This is a genomic window from Streptomyces sp. NPDC104226, from assembly GCF_055584085.1.
This window is the reverse complement of record NZ_JBVJMS010000001.1, coordinates 340,925-356,797: the sequence shown is the minus strand read 5'-3', so window position 1 is coordinate 356,797 and position 15,873 is coordinate 340,925. Positions and strand designations below refer to the sequence as shown.

Sequence of the window (15,873 nt, the reverse complement as noted above, 5' to 3'; positions counted from 1 at the left end):
CTGGTGTGTGCGCCAGCACAAGGCCGCCCAGAGGAAGGAGAGGACGTGGGTTCGCTACAGGTGCGTGAGCTGTCCATCGGCTACGGGCCGGTCCGGGCACTGCGCTCGGTATCGCTCGACGTGCCCGCCGGCGCGGTGGTCGTCGTACTCGGAGGGAACGGCGCGGGGAAGTCGACGCTGCTGCGCGCGGTGTCCCGGACGCTCGGATTCCACCGGGGAGCCGTCACGGGCGGGAGCATCAGCTTCGACGGCAGGCCGCTGGACGGGCTCACCCCGGACCGGGTCGTCGCCGCGGGAGTCGTCCAAGTGCCCGAGGGGCGCAAGGTGTTCACCCGGATGACCGTCGCGGACAACCTGCGCGCCGGGGCCCTCGGCGGCCGTGCGGGATCCCGCGCCGACACGGCCCGCTCCCTGGCCCGGGTCCACGAGCTGTTCCCCGTACTGGCCCGGCGGGCCCGCCAGCGGGCCGGACTGCTGTCCGGCGGAGAACAGCAGATGCTCGCCCTCGGCCGGGCCCTGATGGCCCGCCCTCGGCTGCTGCTGCTCGACGAACCCACCCTCGGGCTCGCGCCGAAGATGGCCGCCACCATCGCCGAGACCATCACCGAGATCAACGCCTCGGGCGCCTCGGTCCTCCTCGTGGAACAGAACGCCGCCCTGGCGCTGCGGCTCTCCTCCCACGCCTACGTCCTGGAGGTCGGCGAGGTCACCCTCGACGGCCCGGCCCCCGAGCTGGCCGCCTCGGACGAGGTGCGCCGCCGCTACCTCGGCATCACCGACGAGGCGGCGCCCGACACGGCCGCCGCCGGAGCACGGCGGGAACTGCGCAGGTGGTCGGCATGAACGCGGACGACGTGAACACGAACGCCATGGATACGAACGCCGTGGACACCAACGCCTCCCCACCGCCGCTCACCGTCACCGACGTCACTGTCCGCTTCGCCGGCCTGACCGCGCTCGACGCCGTCTCCTTCACGGTGGACCCCGGGAGCGTGCACGCCGTCATCGGACCCAACGGGGCGGGCAAGTCCACCTGCTTCAACGTGCTGTCCGGGGTGTACCGGGCCACCGCCGGCAGCGTCCGCTTCGGCGCCGCCGAACTCACCGGCCTCGCCCCGCACGCCGTCGCCGCCCTCGGCATCGCCCGCACCTTCCAGAACCTGGCACTGCCCCCGCACACCACCGTCGCCGACAGCCTCCTGCTGGGGCGCCACCGGCTGATGCGGACCGGCTTCCTGGCCGCGGGACTGCGGCTGCCCGCCGCCGCGCGCGAAGACCGCCGGCACCGCGAACGCGTGCGGGAGATCGCCGAGTTCGTTGGGCTGGAGGGCGACCTCGCGGCGCCCGCCGGCTCCCTCCCGTACGGAAAGCAGAAACTCGTCGAGCTGGCCCGGGCCCTGTGCATGGAGCCGCGGCTGCTGCTCCTCGACGAACCCGTCGCCGGCATGACCGCCGACGAGAGGCAGCGCACGGCCGCCGTCATCGCGGGCGTCCGGGACGGCCTCGGCATCTCGATCGTGCTGGTCGAACACGACATGGGGGTGGTGATGCGGCTCGCGGACGCGGTGACCGTACTCGACTTCGGCAAACGCATCGGCGGCGGCACTCCCGCGCAGGTGCAGAACGATCCCGCGGTGGTCCGCGCGTACCTCGGAGAGGAGGAGCCGGCCGCATGACCACGTTCCTCGAACTGCTCCTCGGCGGGCTCTCCATGGGCTCCGTCTACGCCCTGATCGCCCTCGGCTTCGTGGTCATCTTCAAAGCCACCGAAGTGGTCAACTTCGCCCACGCCTCGCTGCTCCTGGCCGGCGGGTACGTCACCGCCACCCTGCACGAGGAGCTCGGATTCTGGGGCGCGCTCCTGGCCGGCGCCCTGTCGGCGGCCGCCGTGGGCGCGGCGATCGAGTTCCTGGTGATGCGGCGCTACCGGGGCCAGGACCAGAGCGTACTGGCCATCGTCACCATCGGCGTCGACATCCTCCTCATCACCGACCTCACCCGGCGCCTCGGCACCGACGTGCTCTCGCTCGGCGACCCGTGGGGCGACCGCGTCGTCCACCTCGGTGCGGTCACCGTGCCGCAGACCCGGATCGCCGCCATCCTCGCCGCCGGCCTGCTGATCACCGTGTTCCTGCTCGTGTTCCGGCACACCTCCTGGGGCGTGGCCATGCGCGCCGCCGCCGAACAGCCGGAGACCGCCGCGCTGATGGGCGTACGGCTGGGCCGGGTCTCGCTCGCGGCATGGGCCGTGGCAGGGGCGCTGGCGGCCGTCGCCGCGCTCTTCCTGACCGTCTTCCCCACACCCGGCCTGGAGCGCGCCACCTCCCTCGCCGCTCTCAAGGCCTTCCCGGCCGCGATCCTCGGCGGCCTCGACTCCACCTCCGGCGCCCTGGCCGGCGGCCTGATCGTGGGCGTCACCGAGGCCCTGGCCACCGGCTACCAGAGCCAGTTGACCTTCCTCGGCCGCGGCATCGGCGACCTGGCGCCGTACCTGGTGATGGTCGCGGTCCTGCTGATCCGTCCCGCCGGACTCTTCGGCACGAAGGAGCTCGCCCGTGTCTGACACCCGCAGCCCCGTGCTGCACCCCGAGGCCGTCGCCCCGGCGGCAGCCTCCCGGACCCGGCTGCTCACCACCCGCAACGCGGCGGCAGCCGCCGCCGTCCTGGTGCTCCTCGCGCTGCCGTTCTACCTCGACCGGTTCTGGCTGCAGGCCGGGCTGTTCGCCATCGCCGCCGCCATCGGGGCCATCGGGCTCAACCTGCTCACCGGAGCCACCGGTCAGCTGTCGATGGGCCACGCCTTCTTCCTCGCCGTGGGCGCCTACGGGTACTGCGCGCTGGCCGGGGACGGAAGTACGGCCGGCAGTCACGAGCTGGTCGGACTCGGGCTGCCCAGCTGGCTCGCAGCGCTCCTGGCCGTCGCCCTCGCAGGGGCGGCGGGGGGCGTCTTCAGCCCCATCGCGGGCCGCCTGCGCGGCGCGTACCTCGGCATCGCCACGCTCGCGCTGATCTTCATCGGCCAGCACGTGCTGTTCAACGCCACCAGCGTCACCGGCGGGTTCAACGGGCGGGAGGTGGAGCCGCTGTCGCTCTTCGGCTTCACCTTCGACGACACCGAGACCGTCATCGCCGCCGTCCCCTTCCAGTCCGCCGAGAAGCTCTGGTACGTCGCCCTCGCCCTCCTCCTCGGCGGCGCCCTGTTCGCGCGCGGCGTCCTGCGGGGCCGGCCCGGCCGGGCCATGAACGCCCTGCGCGACCACAGCATCGCCGCCGGGGTGATGGGCGTGCCGGTCGCCCGGTACCGGGCCGCCGTCTTCGTCCTGTCGTCCATGTACGCGGGGCTCGCCGGTGTCCTGCTGGCCCTGGTCTTCCAGCGCACCGTGCCCGACTACTTCGGCATGGTGCTGTCCCTGGAGTACCTCGCCATGATCGTGATCGGCGGCCTCGGCACCGTCGGCGGAGCCGTCGTGGGCGCCGTCTTCGTCTCCCTCCTGCCCCAACTCCTCACCCGCTACAGCGACGCCCTGCCGCTGGTCTCCGCCCCCGGAACGGGCGGGGTCTCGCCGGGCGAGGCCTCCCGCTACCTGTACGGGGCGGCCGTCGTCGTGGCCGTCCTGTTCCTGCCCGGCGGTCTCACCGGCATCACCCGGATCGTCCGCACCCGCACCACACCCCCGAAGGAGCGAACGTGAACAGAAGAAGGCACGCCGCCGCGGTCCTGGCGGCCGCACTCGTCCTGACCGGCGCCGCAGGGTGCAGTGGCAAGGCCAAGACTGCCGAGGGCGACAAGCCCGCCGCGGGCGGGGTCAAGGCCGGAGCCGGGGTGAGCGACAAGACGATCAAGCTCGGCGCGCTCACCGACATGACCGGCGTCTACGCCTCGCTCGGCAAGAGCGTCACCCAGGCCCAGCAGCTGTGGGTGAAGCAGACCAACGCGGCGGGCGGCATCTGCGGCCGCACCATCGAGCTGACGGTCCGCGACCACGGCTACGACCCGCAGAAGGCCCTCGCCGCCTACACCGAACTGGAGCCCTCGGTGCTGGGCTTCGCCCAGTTCATCGGCTCCCCGTTCGTCTCCGCCGTCAAGCAGCGGATCGACGGGCAGGACAAGGGGCTGGTCATCCCGCAGGCCTGGTCCGCCTCCCTGCTCGGCAGCCCGTACATCCGCACGGTGGGCGCGACGTACGACATCGAGACCATCAACGCGGTCGGCTACCTCCTCGACCAGAAGCGGATCGCCTCGGGCGACAAGATCGGTCACGTCTACTTCGAGGGCGACTACGGCGAGAACGCCCTGACCGGCGCCAAGGCCATCGCCGCGGAGACCGGACTGACCGTCGTCGAACAGAAGATCAAGCCGACCGACAACGACATGACGGCCCAGGTCGCCGCCCTCAAGCAGGCCGGGGTCAAGGCCGTGGTCATCAGCGCCGGCCCCCGCCAGGCGGCCTCGCTCGTCGGAGTCGCCGCGGCCGGCGGCTGGAACGTCCCGATCGTCGGCAACAACTCCGCCTTCTCCCCGCAGCTCCTCGCCACTCCGGCGGGCGCGGCCCTGCAGAAGGACTACTACGTCGCCTCCTCGGCCCTGCCGATCGGCTCGACCGAGGCGGGCCCGGCCGCCCTGGCCGCCGCGTACAAGGCGGAGTACCCGGACTCGGGCCTGGACAACGGCGTGGTCGCCGGGTTCACCGCCGGCACCCTGTTCGGGGAGGTGCTGAAGAAGGCCTGCGCCGACAAGGACCTGACCCGCGAGGGGATCCGGGCGGCCCTGCTGAGCCTGAAGTCCTACGACAACGGCTTCGGCATCACCCACGACTTCTCGGACCCGAAGGCCCCCTCCACCCGACAGAGCGTGATCATGAAGCCGGATGCGCAGGTCCCGGGCGGTATGAAGGTGGTCAAGGAGGCCACCGCGGCACCCGCGGCGACGAAGTTCACGCCCGCTTCCTGAGCGGCGCGCAGGAAGGACGCCGCCGCCCCGACCCGCGTCGGGGCGGCGGCGTCCGTCTGTGCGGATCCGGTACTCCGGGCAGGCTCGCCCGCCCCCGATGAAACGCTTTCGGCGCCTTCGGCCAAGTACTGGATGAGGGAGCCGTCCGGGGTCCCTGTACGAAGGAGGAACCGGGTGCGCAGCCCACGACACGAGGCCGGACCGCCGGGTCTCACCACACCTGAGGGATTCGGCGCGTTCTACGAGGAACACGTCGACGCCGTCCTCGGATTCGTCACGCGCCGGGTCGCCGACCCGCACCTGGCGGCCGACATGACCGCGGACGTCTTCCTCGCCGCCATGGGAGCGGCCGCCGCCGGCTACCGGCCCGGCAGGAGGGCTCCGATCGTCTGGCTGTTCGCGATAGCCCGCACCATCCCGTCGGGCGGGCATGAGCCGGCCCGCGAGGGTGGAGCACGGGCGCGGCTCAGCGGCCGGACCCTCCTCGACGACGAGGACCTCGCCGCCCTTGAGGAACGCATCGACTCCCAGCGGGCCCTGAGACAGCTGGCCGAGCGCCATGCCGTCCTGCCCGAGCCGCTGCGCGCGGCCCTGGATCTCGTGGTGGTCGACGAACTCACCCCGGCCGAGGCCGCGCAGGTCCTCGGCGTCAGCGGGGCGACGATCCGTATCCGCCTGCGCCGTGCCCGGCGCGCTCTCGGCGCCGTCCAGGGCTCCGTCACCGAAGGCCAGTTGGAGGTATCCCGATGAGCGATAGGCCCAGTGGTTTCGAGGAGCGCCTCAAGGCGGCGCTCATGGCACGTCTCCCGGAGGTGCCGCCCGCACCCCCCACCCGGTCACTCGCCCGGCAGTATGGCATCCCGCTCGCGGTGGGCGTCGCGACGGTGGCGGTCGTCGCCGTGATGGCCCTGCCCGGCAGTACCCACGACGGCTCCCGGCCCGCGCACGGTCCGACCGGCTCGCCGAGCCCTTCGGCCACGGACGGGCCCGAGATCAAGCGGGACCCCGATGGCTCGCTCCGGTTCGACCTGCCCGAGAACCACCAGGTCCCCGCGCTCGCGGAGCGGTTGAAGGCGCTGGGAGTGGCGGTCGCCGTGGTCCCGTCGAAGCCGCCGTCGCAGTGCTCCGAGATGGGAGGCGGGTACCGGGGTCCCCAGGCAGATCCCGAGGCCGACATCATGTCGAGGGGCGGTGACAGCATGGGCCTGAAGGTGAACGCGAAGACGGTCCCGCCGGGCTACACGCTCACGCTCGGCTGGTCGGACTACTACCCGCTGGGTCAGGGAGGGGCCCGCTTCGGCGTGATCGAGACCTCCAAGGTCCCCTCCTGCTCGGTCGACTACTCCGAGGGACTGGAGGAACTGCTGGCGTCCCGCGCTGCCAGCCCGGCACCCTAACGCGCCCCCGCCCGGCAGCACGTCCCCCACACTGTATGCGGACTGCCCCGGCCCCTTCACGGGGCCGGGGGGCCCAGGGGTTCCCTACGGGCGCGCCGTGAAGAGCGCCTCGGTGAACTCCGTGACCTCGCTGAAGCCGAGCCGGCGGTAGAGGCGGACGGCGGTGGTGTTGTCCGCACGGACGTTGAGTCCGATGTGGTCCACCGTCTCGCGCAGCTGTCGGCACAGCGCGGCGACACAGGCGCCGCCGGCGCCCTGGCCGCGCACCCGGGGATGCGTGGTGACGTTCCCGATCGCGGCGACCCGGTAGGCCGCGGAGTGCACGTGTACGCCCGCCACGGCGACCAGCTGACCGGCCTGCCGGGCGCCGAGGTACTGGCCGGTGTCGAGCATGCGGTCGTCGAACCAGTTGCCCGGGTAGGCCTGTTCGAAGAGTTCGAGGAGTTCCGGGAGGTCGGCCCGGCTCAGCGGGGCGGGCTGCCAGGGTCCGGCGGGATACCGGTCGGCCACGTCGGGATCGGTCAGCGCCATGCGGAGCAGGGTGGAGTGCGACTGGGCGACGTACCCGGATTCCAGAACCTTCGCGGCGTTTCCGGTCAGGTGCCCGAGGAAGCGCCGCGGCAGTACGGGGAGCAGTGCCTCGGCGAGCTCCTCCAGGGCGGCCGCTTGCCCGGGGCGGGTGAAGCCCAGCAGCGTCGGTACGTCGCCGACCGCGTAGAGCAGTGCCACCGGCCCGTCCGGAGAGAGGGCGTACCAGCTGGTGTGGGGCCACGGCAGGTCGTCGAGGTCGCCGAGTTCCATCAGGTTCATGGCGGGATCGCGTACGAAGCGGGCGGCCAGGTCTGATCGGTCGTGAAGGCTGTGCAGGATCACCCGGACAGAGTACGGCGGGGCCCGGACCGGTTCGACGGCGAGGTGGGGCGCCGCCGCCGGAGGCGGACGCAGCGACGCCCCGCACCGAAACGGTGCGGGGCGTCAGGCTGCTGCGGCTCAGAGGGGACGGATGTCCTCGGCCTGCGGGCCCTTCTGGCCCTGGGTGACCGTGAACTCGACCTTCTGGCCCTCCAGGAGCTCACGGAAGCCCTGGGCGTTGATGTTGGAGTAGTGGGCGAAGACGTCGGGGCCGCCGCCGTCCTGCTCGATGAAGCCGAAGCCCTTTTCCGAGTTGAACCACTTCACCGTTCCGGTGGCCATCTTGTGCTCCCTGTCGGGGACGAGGGTCCTCGCTGCTGAGGACCCTTGGGTGTGGGGTGCTTGCCCTGGTCCTCCGACGCTTGGTGAAGCGGTACTTCGGACACACGACTGCCGATCACGAGGCATGATCTACCCACTTGCACGAGGAGGGCAAACCGATGATCGTTTTGCCCTGGCATGGGCACATCGCCTCCGGTCGGCCGGGCCCGCCGCCGAGCGGGGCCGAGGCAGGTCAACGGGCCGACGATCTCTTGCCCGTAGGGTGGTGCTCATGGAGTCGTACACGATGGGACAGGCTGCCGACCTGCTGGGTGTGAGCGTCGACACGGTGCGACGGTGGGCGGACGCGGGCCGCTTCCCGACGCACCGTGAGGGCAGTCGGCGCATCGTGGAGGGTCCCGCCCTCGCCGGGTTCTGCGTGGAGGTCGCCCAAGAGGGCGCCGATGACGGGGACACCCCGTACACCTCGGCGCGCAACGCGTTCCCGGGGATCGTGACGGCCATCAGGCTGGGCGAGGTCTCGGCACAGGTGGAGGTCCAGGCAGGCCCGCACCGGGTGGTGTCGCTGCTGACCCGGGAGGCCGTCGAGGAGCTCGGCCTGGAGCCGGGGGTGACGGTCACCGCCCGGGTGAAGTCGACCAGCGTGCACATCGCGCGCGGCTGAGCTCCCGTGGATCGGGGGACGGGGCCCCTCGGGCTCCTCGTGGGCACCCTGGCCACTGCAGTAAGCGGGTCGGCTCGTACCGGAGCGGTCCGCCGGGATCGGGTCGCCGATACGTGATCGCGTGACGGCGGGGAAGCACGGCTGGGGGTGATCGCATGGGCGCGTCGGTGGCGTCGGAGACCGTCGTGGAGCGCGAAGACGGGTTCGACTGGTTCTGCGAGACGGTGTCCAGCGAGGTGATGCCCGTCATGCTCAGCACCCGGCACACAGCCGACTTCCGGGCGAAGATCACGGACCTTGATCTCGGAGTGGTGCGGGTGTCCGCCGTGAAGTGCTCGCCCGTGCTCTCGCGCCGCACCGCGGCCCACGTGCGGCGCGGTGACCCCGAGCACGTCCAGCTGGCGCTCGTCACCCAAGGTGCCTTCAAGATCTCCCAGCGCGGCAGCGAGTCCGTGGTCGCGGGCGGACTCGTACTCACGGACACCTCGCGGCCGAGCGAAGGCGTCAGCGCCGACGGGCAGGGCGAGGCGATCGTGCTGCAGATTCCCCGGCCCGCCCTGGCGCTGCGCCCGAACCGCATGGACCGCCTGCTCGCACAGAACCTGGGCGCGGGCAGAGGCTCGGGGGCCGTCTTCGCCGACTTCCTCAAAGCCCTGCTCACGCACGGCCCGCGCTGTAGCCCCGAGGAACTGCGCGGGATGGGCTCCATCGCCCTCGACCTGGCCACCGCCTGTCTCGCACAGCAGCTCGGCGACCTGGGCGAGGCACCCGCGGAGGTGCGCGCACAGGAGACCCTGCAGCGGATCCGCCGCTTCGTCGAGAACAACCTCGGCGACCCGGACCTGACCCCGCAGGTGATCGCCGATCGGCACAACCTGTCCCTACGGGCCCTGCACGCCCTCTTCGCCGACCAGGACCTGGGCATCGCGGCACGCATCCGGGCGAACCGGCTGGAGCGCGCCCACGCCGACCTCGTACGCGGGGACCTGAACGGGCAGCCCGTCCAGGCCGTCGCGGCGCGCTGGGGGTTCTCCAGCGCCACCGCCTTCAGCCGGGCCTTCCGCGAGGCCTACGGAATCACCCCGTCCGAACACCGGGCCTCCTCCCCGAATGCCTGAAGGTGCGCCTTCCCGAGTCCGGGGAGAGCGCGCGAGGGTCACCCGCAGGGGTGTTAACTTCACGCCCATGGCGGATCATCAGACCGAGACCAGGACGGCCTACGACGGGGTCGTCGACCTGTACGCGTCCCTCTTCGCCAATCGGTTGGAGACACAGCCGTTCTCGCGGAACATGATCGGCACCTTCGCAGAGCTGGTGCGCGGAACGGGAAACGCGCGAGCGGCCGACGTGGGATGCGGCCCCGGACACCTGACGGCCATGCTGCACGATCTGGGACTGGACGCCTTCGGGCTCGACCTCTCCCCGGCCATGGTCGACCACGCCCGCCGGGCGCACCCGGCCCTGCGCTTCGACGAGGCGCGCATGGAGGCCCTGCCCGTCGAGGACGCGGCGCTGGGCGGCGTCCTGGCCCACTATTCGATGATCCACACACCGCCCGGGGAACTCCCCGCACTCCTCGCCGAGCAGGTCCGCGTCCTGGCGCCGGGAGGTCTGCTCCTGGCCTCGTTCTTCGCGACCGACGGATCGCAGGAGCCGGTCCGCTTCGACCACAAGGTGACGCCCGCCTACAGCTGGCCCGTGGACCGGTTCGCCGAGCTGCTGTCCGGGGCCGGCCTCGTCCCCTTCGCCCGGCTCGTCCACGACCCGGCCTCCGAGCGGGGCTTCCTCGACGCCCACGTGCTGGCCCGCCGTCCCTCGACGGTGTGACCAAAGGCCCCGAAACCACGCAACACGTCGGCGCCGTAGTCCCCGGGTACTTCCCGGTGTTAAGATTTTGTTTGATCGATCTCGATCGCAGGATTGTTACTCCCCGAGGGCATCACCTTCGTCGCCTCGCGACGCCAAGGCGGTGCGCCGCTTGAGGGGAGGCAAGGCCTGGGTAGCGCCGCGTGCGCGACCCGGGCCTTTTTTGTTGCCCGGATCCGGGCGTGAGAGATCGCGAACCGAAGCAGGATGGCAAGCGCCCCAGGATGCAAGGACGCATCATGAACACACCCGTAGCCGGACCCGGCACGCTCGCGGAGCAGATCCTCCGCGGCGTCGGCGGAGCCGAGAACATCGAGAGCCTCACGCACTGCGCGACGAGGCTGCGTTTCCAGCTCCACGACGGTGCGAAGGCCGACACGGCCGCTCTCGATGCCCTCGGCGGCGTCATGGCCACCGTGCCGCAGTCCGGTGACCGCCTCCAGATCGTGATCGGCGGAGCCGTCGCACGCGTCTACTCCGAGATCATGAACCTGCCGTCGATGGCAGGGGGCGGCACGGCCGGCCCGAAGTCCGACGCCGACGTCAAGGCCGCGATGCGCGCCAAGAGCCGCGGCCGCTACGCCTGGGTCGACAACTTCTTCGAGTACCTCTCCGACTCGTTCCGCCCGCTCATGGGCGTCCTGCTGGGCTCCTCGCTGATCATCGCGATCGCCTCCGTCCTCGACGCCCTGGGCGTGGTCGACTTCCGCGCCGCGGACAAGTCCGCCACCTGGGTCTTCGTCGACGCGATGTGGCGCTCGGTGCTCTACTTCCTGCCGATCATGGTCGCCTACAACGCGGCCAAGAAGCTGAAGATCGACCCGTGGGTGGGCGCCGCGGTGATGGCCGCGGTCATGACCCCGAACTTCACGGGCATGCTCGACCCCAAGTCCGGGATCCCCGGCATCACCTGCACCACCAACGGCACCCTCGGCACCCAGGAGTGCGTGGCGCACGTGTTCGGCCTGCCGATGCAGCTGAACGACTACGGCGGCCAGGTCTTCGTGCCGCTGCTGATGGTCGCCGTGCTCGCCCTGGTCTACAAGGGACTGCAGCGCATCTTCCCGGAGACCGTGCACCTGGTCTTCGTACCGTTCTTCAGCATGCTGATCATGATCCCGATCACCGCCTTCCTCATCGGCCCGATGGGCGTCTGGGCGGGCAACGGCCTCGGTTCCGGTCTGTCCTGGCTGAACGGCAACGCCCCGATCGTCTTCGCGATCATGATTCCGCTGCTGTACCCCTTCCTGGTGCCGCTGGGCCTGCACTGGCCGCTGAACGCGCTGATGCTGGTGAACATCAACACCCTCGGCTACGACTTCATCCAGGGCCCCATGGGCGCATGGAACTTCGCCTGCTTCGGCGCGACCGCCGGTGTGCTGCTGCTCTCGATCCGCCACCGCGAGAAGGAGATGCGCCAGACCTCCGTCGGCGCCCTGGCCGCGGGTCTGCTCGGCGGCATCTCCGAGCCCTCGCTGTACGGCATCCACCTGCGCTTCAAGCGGATCTACCCGCGCATGCTCGTCGGCTGCCTCGTGGGCGGCGTGATCGTGGGCGTCCTGGGCGGTGTGGACACCAAGGCCTTCGCCTTCACCTCCCTGCTGACCATCCCGGTCTTCTCGCCGATGGGCACCTACACCATCGCGATCACGGCCTCCTTCTTCGTGTCGATGGCGCTCGTGTACTTCTCCGACTTCCGCACCCCGCAGGAGCGCGCCGAGGCCAACGCCGAGCGCGACGCCGCAGAGGCCGCCGCCCGCGGTGAGGCCGTGGTGGCCGACGACCGCGAGCTCGTCACCGTCGGCGCACCGGCGACCGCCGCGGGCGCTTCCGCTTCCGGTTCCTCTTCCGACCCCGTTTCCGCCCCGGAGGCCGGTGCTCCCGCCTCCGCCTCCACCTCCTCCGCCGCACGGGCCGTCGAGCTCGCCGCGCCGGTCGCGGGCCGTGTCGTCGACCTCGACGAGGTCGGAGACCCCGTCTTCGCCTCCCGCGCACTCGGTGAAGGCGTGGGCATCGAGCCGGCCGACGGCCGCATCGTCGCCCCGGTCGACGGAGAACTGATCATCGTCGCGGCAACCGGCCACGCCTTCGGAATCCGCACCGCCGACGGCGTCGAGGTGCTCGTCCACGTCGGCATCGACACGGTGAAGATGAAGGGGGAGGGCTTCGACGTCCGTGCCGAGGCCGGCCGGCAGGTCTCCGCAGGCGACCTCCTCGTCGAGGTCGACCTCGACGCCGTCCGCGCGGCGCAGCACCCGACCGTCACCCTCATGACGGTCACCAACACCGCCGACCTCACCTCGGTCGAGCCGCACACCGGTCGGACCGTCGCCGCCGGTGCCCCCGTGGTGACCGTACGCCGGTAACGCGCAGCCACCGCTCCGACGCGGGCCCGCGCCACTTCGGTGGTGCGGGCCCGCGTCGGAGCGGATCCGGGGAGGGAGTGGCGCACGGGTGGCAGACAATGCGGGATCATTGGTCAGAATCGGACCGCGAAAGAGAAGGAGAGCAGGCGTTGAAGGCGCTGCGTGTCCTCAATAACAACGTGGTCCTCGCGCGCGACGACAAGGGGCAGGAGGTCATCCTCACCGGGCGCGGGATCGGCTTCAGCTCCCGCCAGGGGAAGCCGGTCGACCCGGCACTGATCGTGCGCGTCTTCGTCCCGGCCGACGGCCGCGACCCCGACCACCTGAGCGAGGTCCTCGCCCTCATCGACGAGGAGGTCCTGCGGGCCGTCGTGATCGCCCTCGACGAATCCGGGATCGAGGGACGCGAGTCCACCCGGCCGACCCTGGCCATCGCCGTCGCCGACCACGTCGCGGGCGCGCTGGACCGGGCGGCGCGGGGCATCGTCGTCGAGTACCCGCTGCGCGCGGAGGTCCAGGCGCTGTACGCCGCGGAGTTCGCCCAGGCGCAGCGCCTGCTGGAGGCGATCAACGAGCGCGTGGACCCGCGGCTGGATCCCTCCGAGGCGATCGCGCTCGCCCTGCACCTGGTCAACGCGGGATTCGCCACGGGCGACCTGTCCTTCACGTACACCATGACCGGGGTCATCCAGCAGATGCTCGCCGTCGTGCGGGAGCGGTACGGGCTGTCCGTCTCCCAGGAGTCCCTGAACGCGGCGCGTTTCATCACCCACGTGCGCTACCTCTTCGTGCGAATCCAGCAGCACCGGCAGCTGAAGGGGCACGAGTCGACGATCGGCGAGGGCATCCGCCGGCACTACCCGGAGGCGACCCGCACCGCCCAGCAGCTGGCGACGATCGTCGAGCTCCGGCTGGGGGAGCACCTGAGCGAGGACGAGGTCTCCTACCTGGCGCTCCACGTGGCCCGCATGACCCTGGAGCCGGACGACGCCACGGCGTAGACCCTAGTCGGGGATCCCGGGCATGCCCCAGTGGGCGTTCCTGTCGCTGACGTCGGCTTGCGGGCACGTCCTCCGCCAGGGCGTGAGCGTTGGGGCGAGGCCGGGGCGGCCGAAGAAGAGCCGCCTTCCCCGCACGCGCAGTCGCAGTCGCGCCGAGCCGTCGACGTTGTCGCGGATGACGAGGACCCGGGTCACCTGGCGGGGGTCGTGCTCCGTCGTCCGTCCTCCGGCCCGGCGGAGGCGCAGCCGCGCGCCATCGGCCGCCCCGCCGGGGACGATCCGCACCTCGACCAGGCGCCGCCGGTCCCAGGTCCCGTACGCGATCTCCGCGAGTACGTAGGCCACGGCTGCCCACGCCGCCCACCGGACGTCGGATTCGGCCCACATCACCAGGCCGAAGAAGCCGAGGCAGCATGCCGCCACCGCCGTGCGGCGCAGCAGGGAAACAGCCCGCACTTCCTTGTCCGCCGCGTCCCAGAGCACGTCCTCGCCGGCTGCCATCCCGTCATCATGGGCCCCGGTCGGCCCTCTTGAGAAGCCCCGCCCGATCCGGCTATTGGTCCAGACCTATTGACCGGCCGTGTCGTTGCTCCTACGATCCGGTCGGCACAGCCCCACCTGTCCCCACCTCACCCGGAGCCGGGCGTCGCACCCCCACGCGTCGGTCATGTCCATGACGCTCGGCCTGAATGGAGCACACCATGTTCCGTCGGAGATCACGTACTCCGCGCCCGTCGGCCGACCTCGGCCCTCGCGTGGACCGGACCGGCCGCACCCAGCGCGGAGCGACCGTTCTGAACCGCTCCCTCGCCGGATTGAGCGCCGCTGCCGTCATCGGCGCCGGCATCGCCGCCGCGGGCGCCGTCACGGCCGGCGCCGCTACGAACGAGGCCGCCGCCACCAACCTGGTGGTCAACCCCGGATTCGAGAACGGCCTCTCCTCCTGGACCTGTTCCGGCGGCTCCGGGGTGGCGGTCGGCACTCCGGTCCGGTCGGGGGCCTCCGCGCTCAAGGCGACCCCGTCCGGGCAGGACAACGCCCAGTGCGCCCAGACCATCAGCGTCCAGCCCAACTCCCAGTACACGCTGAGTGCCTACGTCCAGGGCAGTTACGTCTACCTGGGCGCCACCGGCACCGGCCTCACCGGAACCACGTCGACCTGGACGCCGAGCAGCCCGTCCTACGGCCAGCTCAGCGTCGCCTTCAGCACGGGGCCGAGCACCACCTCGGTGACCGTCTACCTGCACGGCTGGTACGGGCAGCCCGCGTACCTCGCGGACGACGTGTCGCTCGTCGGTCCGGGCGGCAGCAGCCCCAGCCCGACCGTGCCGCCGACCACGACGCCTCCCACCACCCCGCCTCCCACCACCACGCCCCCGACGACCACCCCGCCGACCACGACGCCCCCGACCACGACGCCCCCCACCACCACCCCGCCCGGCGAGACCTGCGCCACGAAGCCCAAGCCGGCCGGCAAGGTCCTGCAGGGCTACTGGGAGAACTGGGACGGAGCTTCCAACGGGGTCCACCCGGGCATGGGCTGGGTCCCCATCACGGACAGCCGGATAGCCGCGCACGGCTACAACGTCATCAACGCCGCGTTCCCGGTGATCCTCTCGGACGGCACGGTCCAGTGGCAGGACGGCATGGACACCGGCGTCAAGGTCGCGACCCCGGCCGAGATGTGCCAGGCCAAGGCGGCCGGAGCGACGATCCTGATGTCGATCGGCGGCGCCACCGCGGGCATCGACCTGAGCTCCAGCACGGTCGCCGACAAGTTCGTGGCGACCGTCGTGCCGATCCTCAAGAAGTACAACTTCGACGGCATCGACATCGACATCGAGACCGGCCTGTCCGGAAGCGGCAACATCAACACGCTGTCCGCGTCCCAGGCCAACCTGATCCGCATCATCGACGGCGTGCTGGCCCAGATGCCCGCGGGCTTCGGCCTGACGATGGCCCCCGAAACCGCCTACGTCACCGGCGGCAGCGTCACCTACGGGTCGATCTGGGGCTCCTACCTGCCGATCATCAAGAAGTACGCCGACAACGGCCGGCTGTGGTGGCTGAACATGCAGTACTACAACGGCAGCATGTACGGGTGCTCCGGCGACTCCTACCAGGCCGGCACCGTCCAGGGCTTCACCGCCCAGACCACCTGCCTGAACAACGGCCTGACCATCCAGGGCACCACCATCAAGGTGCCGTACGACAAGCAGGTCCCCGGCCTGCCGGCCCAGACCGGTGCGGGCGGCGGCTACATGGCGCCGAGCCTGGTCGGCCAGTCGTGGAACGCCTTCGGCGGCTCGCTGAAGGGGCTCATGACCTGGTCGATCAACTGGGACGGCTCGAAGGGCTGGACTTTCGGCGACAACGTCAAGTCCCTCCAGGGACGTTGACCGCACCCCGCTGATCCTCAGGGTGATGCAGGAGT

The 15,873-nt window shown here is 71.3% G+C and carries 16 protein-coding genes and 1 pseudogene; 14 read left to right on the top strand and 3 right to left on the bottom strand.

All coding sequences use genetic code 11. The annotated features are described in order from the left end of the window. Positions 1–45: 45 nt before the first annotated feature. From ACZ60J_RS01625 to ACZ60J_RS01595, 7 genes are all read left to right on the top strand, one after another. Positions 46–843, top strand: a complete 798-nt coding sequence (locus ACZ60J_RS01625; protein WP_469678023.1) for an ABC transporter ATP-binding protein — start codon at positions 46–48, stop codon at positions 841–843. Positions 844–869: 26 nt separating this feature from the next. Continuing rightward, positions 870–1,676, top strand: a complete 807-nt coding sequence (locus ACZ60J_RS01620) for an ABC transporter ATP-binding protein (protein ID WP_469679082.1) — start codon at positions 870–872, stop codon at positions 1,674–1,676. Then, a complete protein-coding gene (locus ACZ60J_RS01615) occupies positions 1,673–2,563 on the top strand; it encodes a branched-chain amino acid ABC transporter permease (protein WP_250747797.1) in 891 nt (296 codons plus the stop codon). Before ACZ60J_RS01620 ends, ACZ60J_RS01615 begins: the two co-directional genes overlap by 4 nt. Beyond that, complete coding sequence (locus ACZ60J_RS01610; protein WP_469678021.1) at positions 2,556–3,692, top strand: branched-chain amino acid ABC transporter permease; 1,137 nt, start codon at positions 2,556–2,558, stop codon at positions 3,690–3,692. The genes ACZ60J_RS01615 and ACZ60J_RS01610 overlap by 8 nt, the downstream gene beginning before the upstream one ends. Beyond that, on the top strand, positions 3,689–4,951 hold the full coding sequence (locus ACZ60J_RS01605) for an ABC transporter substrate-binding protein (RefSeq protein WP_469678019.1): 1,263 nt from the start codon (positions 3,689–3,691) through the stop codon (positions 4,949–4,951). Before ACZ60J_RS01610 ends, ACZ60J_RS01605 begins: the two co-directional genes overlap by 4 nt. Before the next feature lie 174 nt (positions 4,952–5,125). Next, the gene (locus ACZ60J_RS01600) at positions 5,126–5,701 is read left to right on the top strand and encodes an RNA polymerase sigma factor (RefSeq protein ID WP_469678017.1); all 576 of its coding nucleotides are present in this window, start codon (positions 5,126–5,128) and stop codon (positions 5,699–5,701) included. Beyond that, positions 5,698–6,348, top strand: a complete 651-nt coding sequence (locus tag ACZ60J_RS01595) for a hypothetical protein (RefSeq protein ID WP_469678015.1) — start codon at positions 5,698–5,700, stop codon at positions 6,346–6,348. Before ACZ60J_RS01600 ends, ACZ60J_RS01595 begins: the two co-directional genes overlap by 4 nt. 84 nt (positions 6,349–6,432) lie before the next feature. Here the strand turns inward: ACZ60J_RS01595 and ACZ60J_RS01590 are convergent, their stop codons facing one another. Next, the gene (locus ACZ60J_RS01590) at positions 6,433–7,221 is read right to left on the bottom strand and encodes a GNAT family N-acetyltransferase (RefSeq protein ID WP_469678013.1); all 789 of its coding nucleotides are present in this window, start codon (positions 7,219–7,221) and stop codon (positions 6,433–6,435) included. Between the two features lie 117 nt (positions 7,222–7,338). After that, positions 7,339–7,542: a cold-shock protein gene (locus ACZ60J_RS01585; protein WP_469678011.1), complete on the bottom strand. Its 204-nt coding sequence runs from the start codon at positions 7,540–7,542 to the stop codon at positions 7,339–7,341. Positions 7,543–7,813: 271 nt separating this feature from the next. On the opposite strand from ACZ60J_RS01585, the gene ACZ60J_RS01580 reads away from it, so the two are divergent. From ACZ60J_RS01580 to ACZ60J_RS01560, 5 genes are all read left to right on the top strand, one after another. Beyond that, the gene (locus ACZ60J_RS01580) at positions 7,814–8,206 is read left to right on the top strand and encodes a TOBE domain-containing protein (RefSeq protein WP_469678009.1); all 393 of its coding nucleotides are present in this window, start codon (positions 7,814–7,816) and stop codon (positions 8,204–8,206) included. A 155-nt stretch (positions 8,207–8,361) separates the two neighbouring features. After that, positions 8,362–9,324, top strand: coding sequence for an AraC-like ligand-binding domain-containing protein (locus ACZ60J_RS01575; protein ID WP_469678008.1), 963 nt, complete (start codon positions 8,362–8,364; stop codon positions 9,322–9,324). Between the two features lie 67 nt (positions 9,325–9,391). Next, the gene (locus tag ACZ60J_RS01570; protein WP_469678006.1) at positions 9,392–10,033 is read left to right on the top strand and encodes a class I SAM-dependent methyltransferase; all 642 of its coding nucleotides are present in this window, start codon (positions 9,392–9,394) and stop codon (positions 10,031–10,033) included. A gap of 278 nt (positions 10,034–10,311) precedes the next feature. Beyond that, positions 10,312–12,438: a glucose PTS transporter subunit IIA gene (locus ACZ60J_RS01565; RefSeq protein WP_469678004.1), complete on the top strand. Its 2,127-nt coding sequence runs from the start codon at positions 10,312–10,314 to the stop codon at positions 12,436–12,438. A gap of 149 nt (positions 12,439–12,587) precedes the next feature. After that, positions 12,588–13,439, top strand: a complete 852-nt coding sequence (locus ACZ60J_RS01560; RefSeq protein ID WP_469678003.1) for a PRD domain-containing protein — start codon at positions 12,588–12,590, stop codon at positions 13,437–13,439. Between the two features lie 3 nt (positions 13,440–13,442). Here the strand turns inward: ACZ60J_RS01560 and ACZ60J_RS01555 are convergent, their stop codons facing one another. Further along, entirely contained in the window at positions 13,443–13,940 is a 498-nt protein-coding gene (locus ACZ60J_RS01555; RefSeq protein ID WP_469678002.1) for a hypothetical protein, read from the bottom strand. Positions 13,941–14,128: 188 nt separating this feature from the next. On the opposite strand from ACZ60J_RS01555, the pseudogene ACZ60J_RS01550 reads away from it, so the two are divergent. Then, positions 14,129–14,680 (top strand): annotated as a pseudogene (locus ACZ60J_RS01550) (carbohydrate binding domain-containing protein); the annotation flags it as partial. Positions 14,681–14,764: 84 nt separating this feature from the next. After that, positions 14,765–15,838 (top strand): chitinase, encoded by a 1,074-nt coding sequence (locus tag ACZ60J_RS01545; protein WP_469679081.1) that lies wholly within the window; start codon positions 14,765–14,767, stop codon positions 15,836–15,838. The last annotated feature ends 35 nt before the right edge of the window (positions 15,839–15,873 follow it).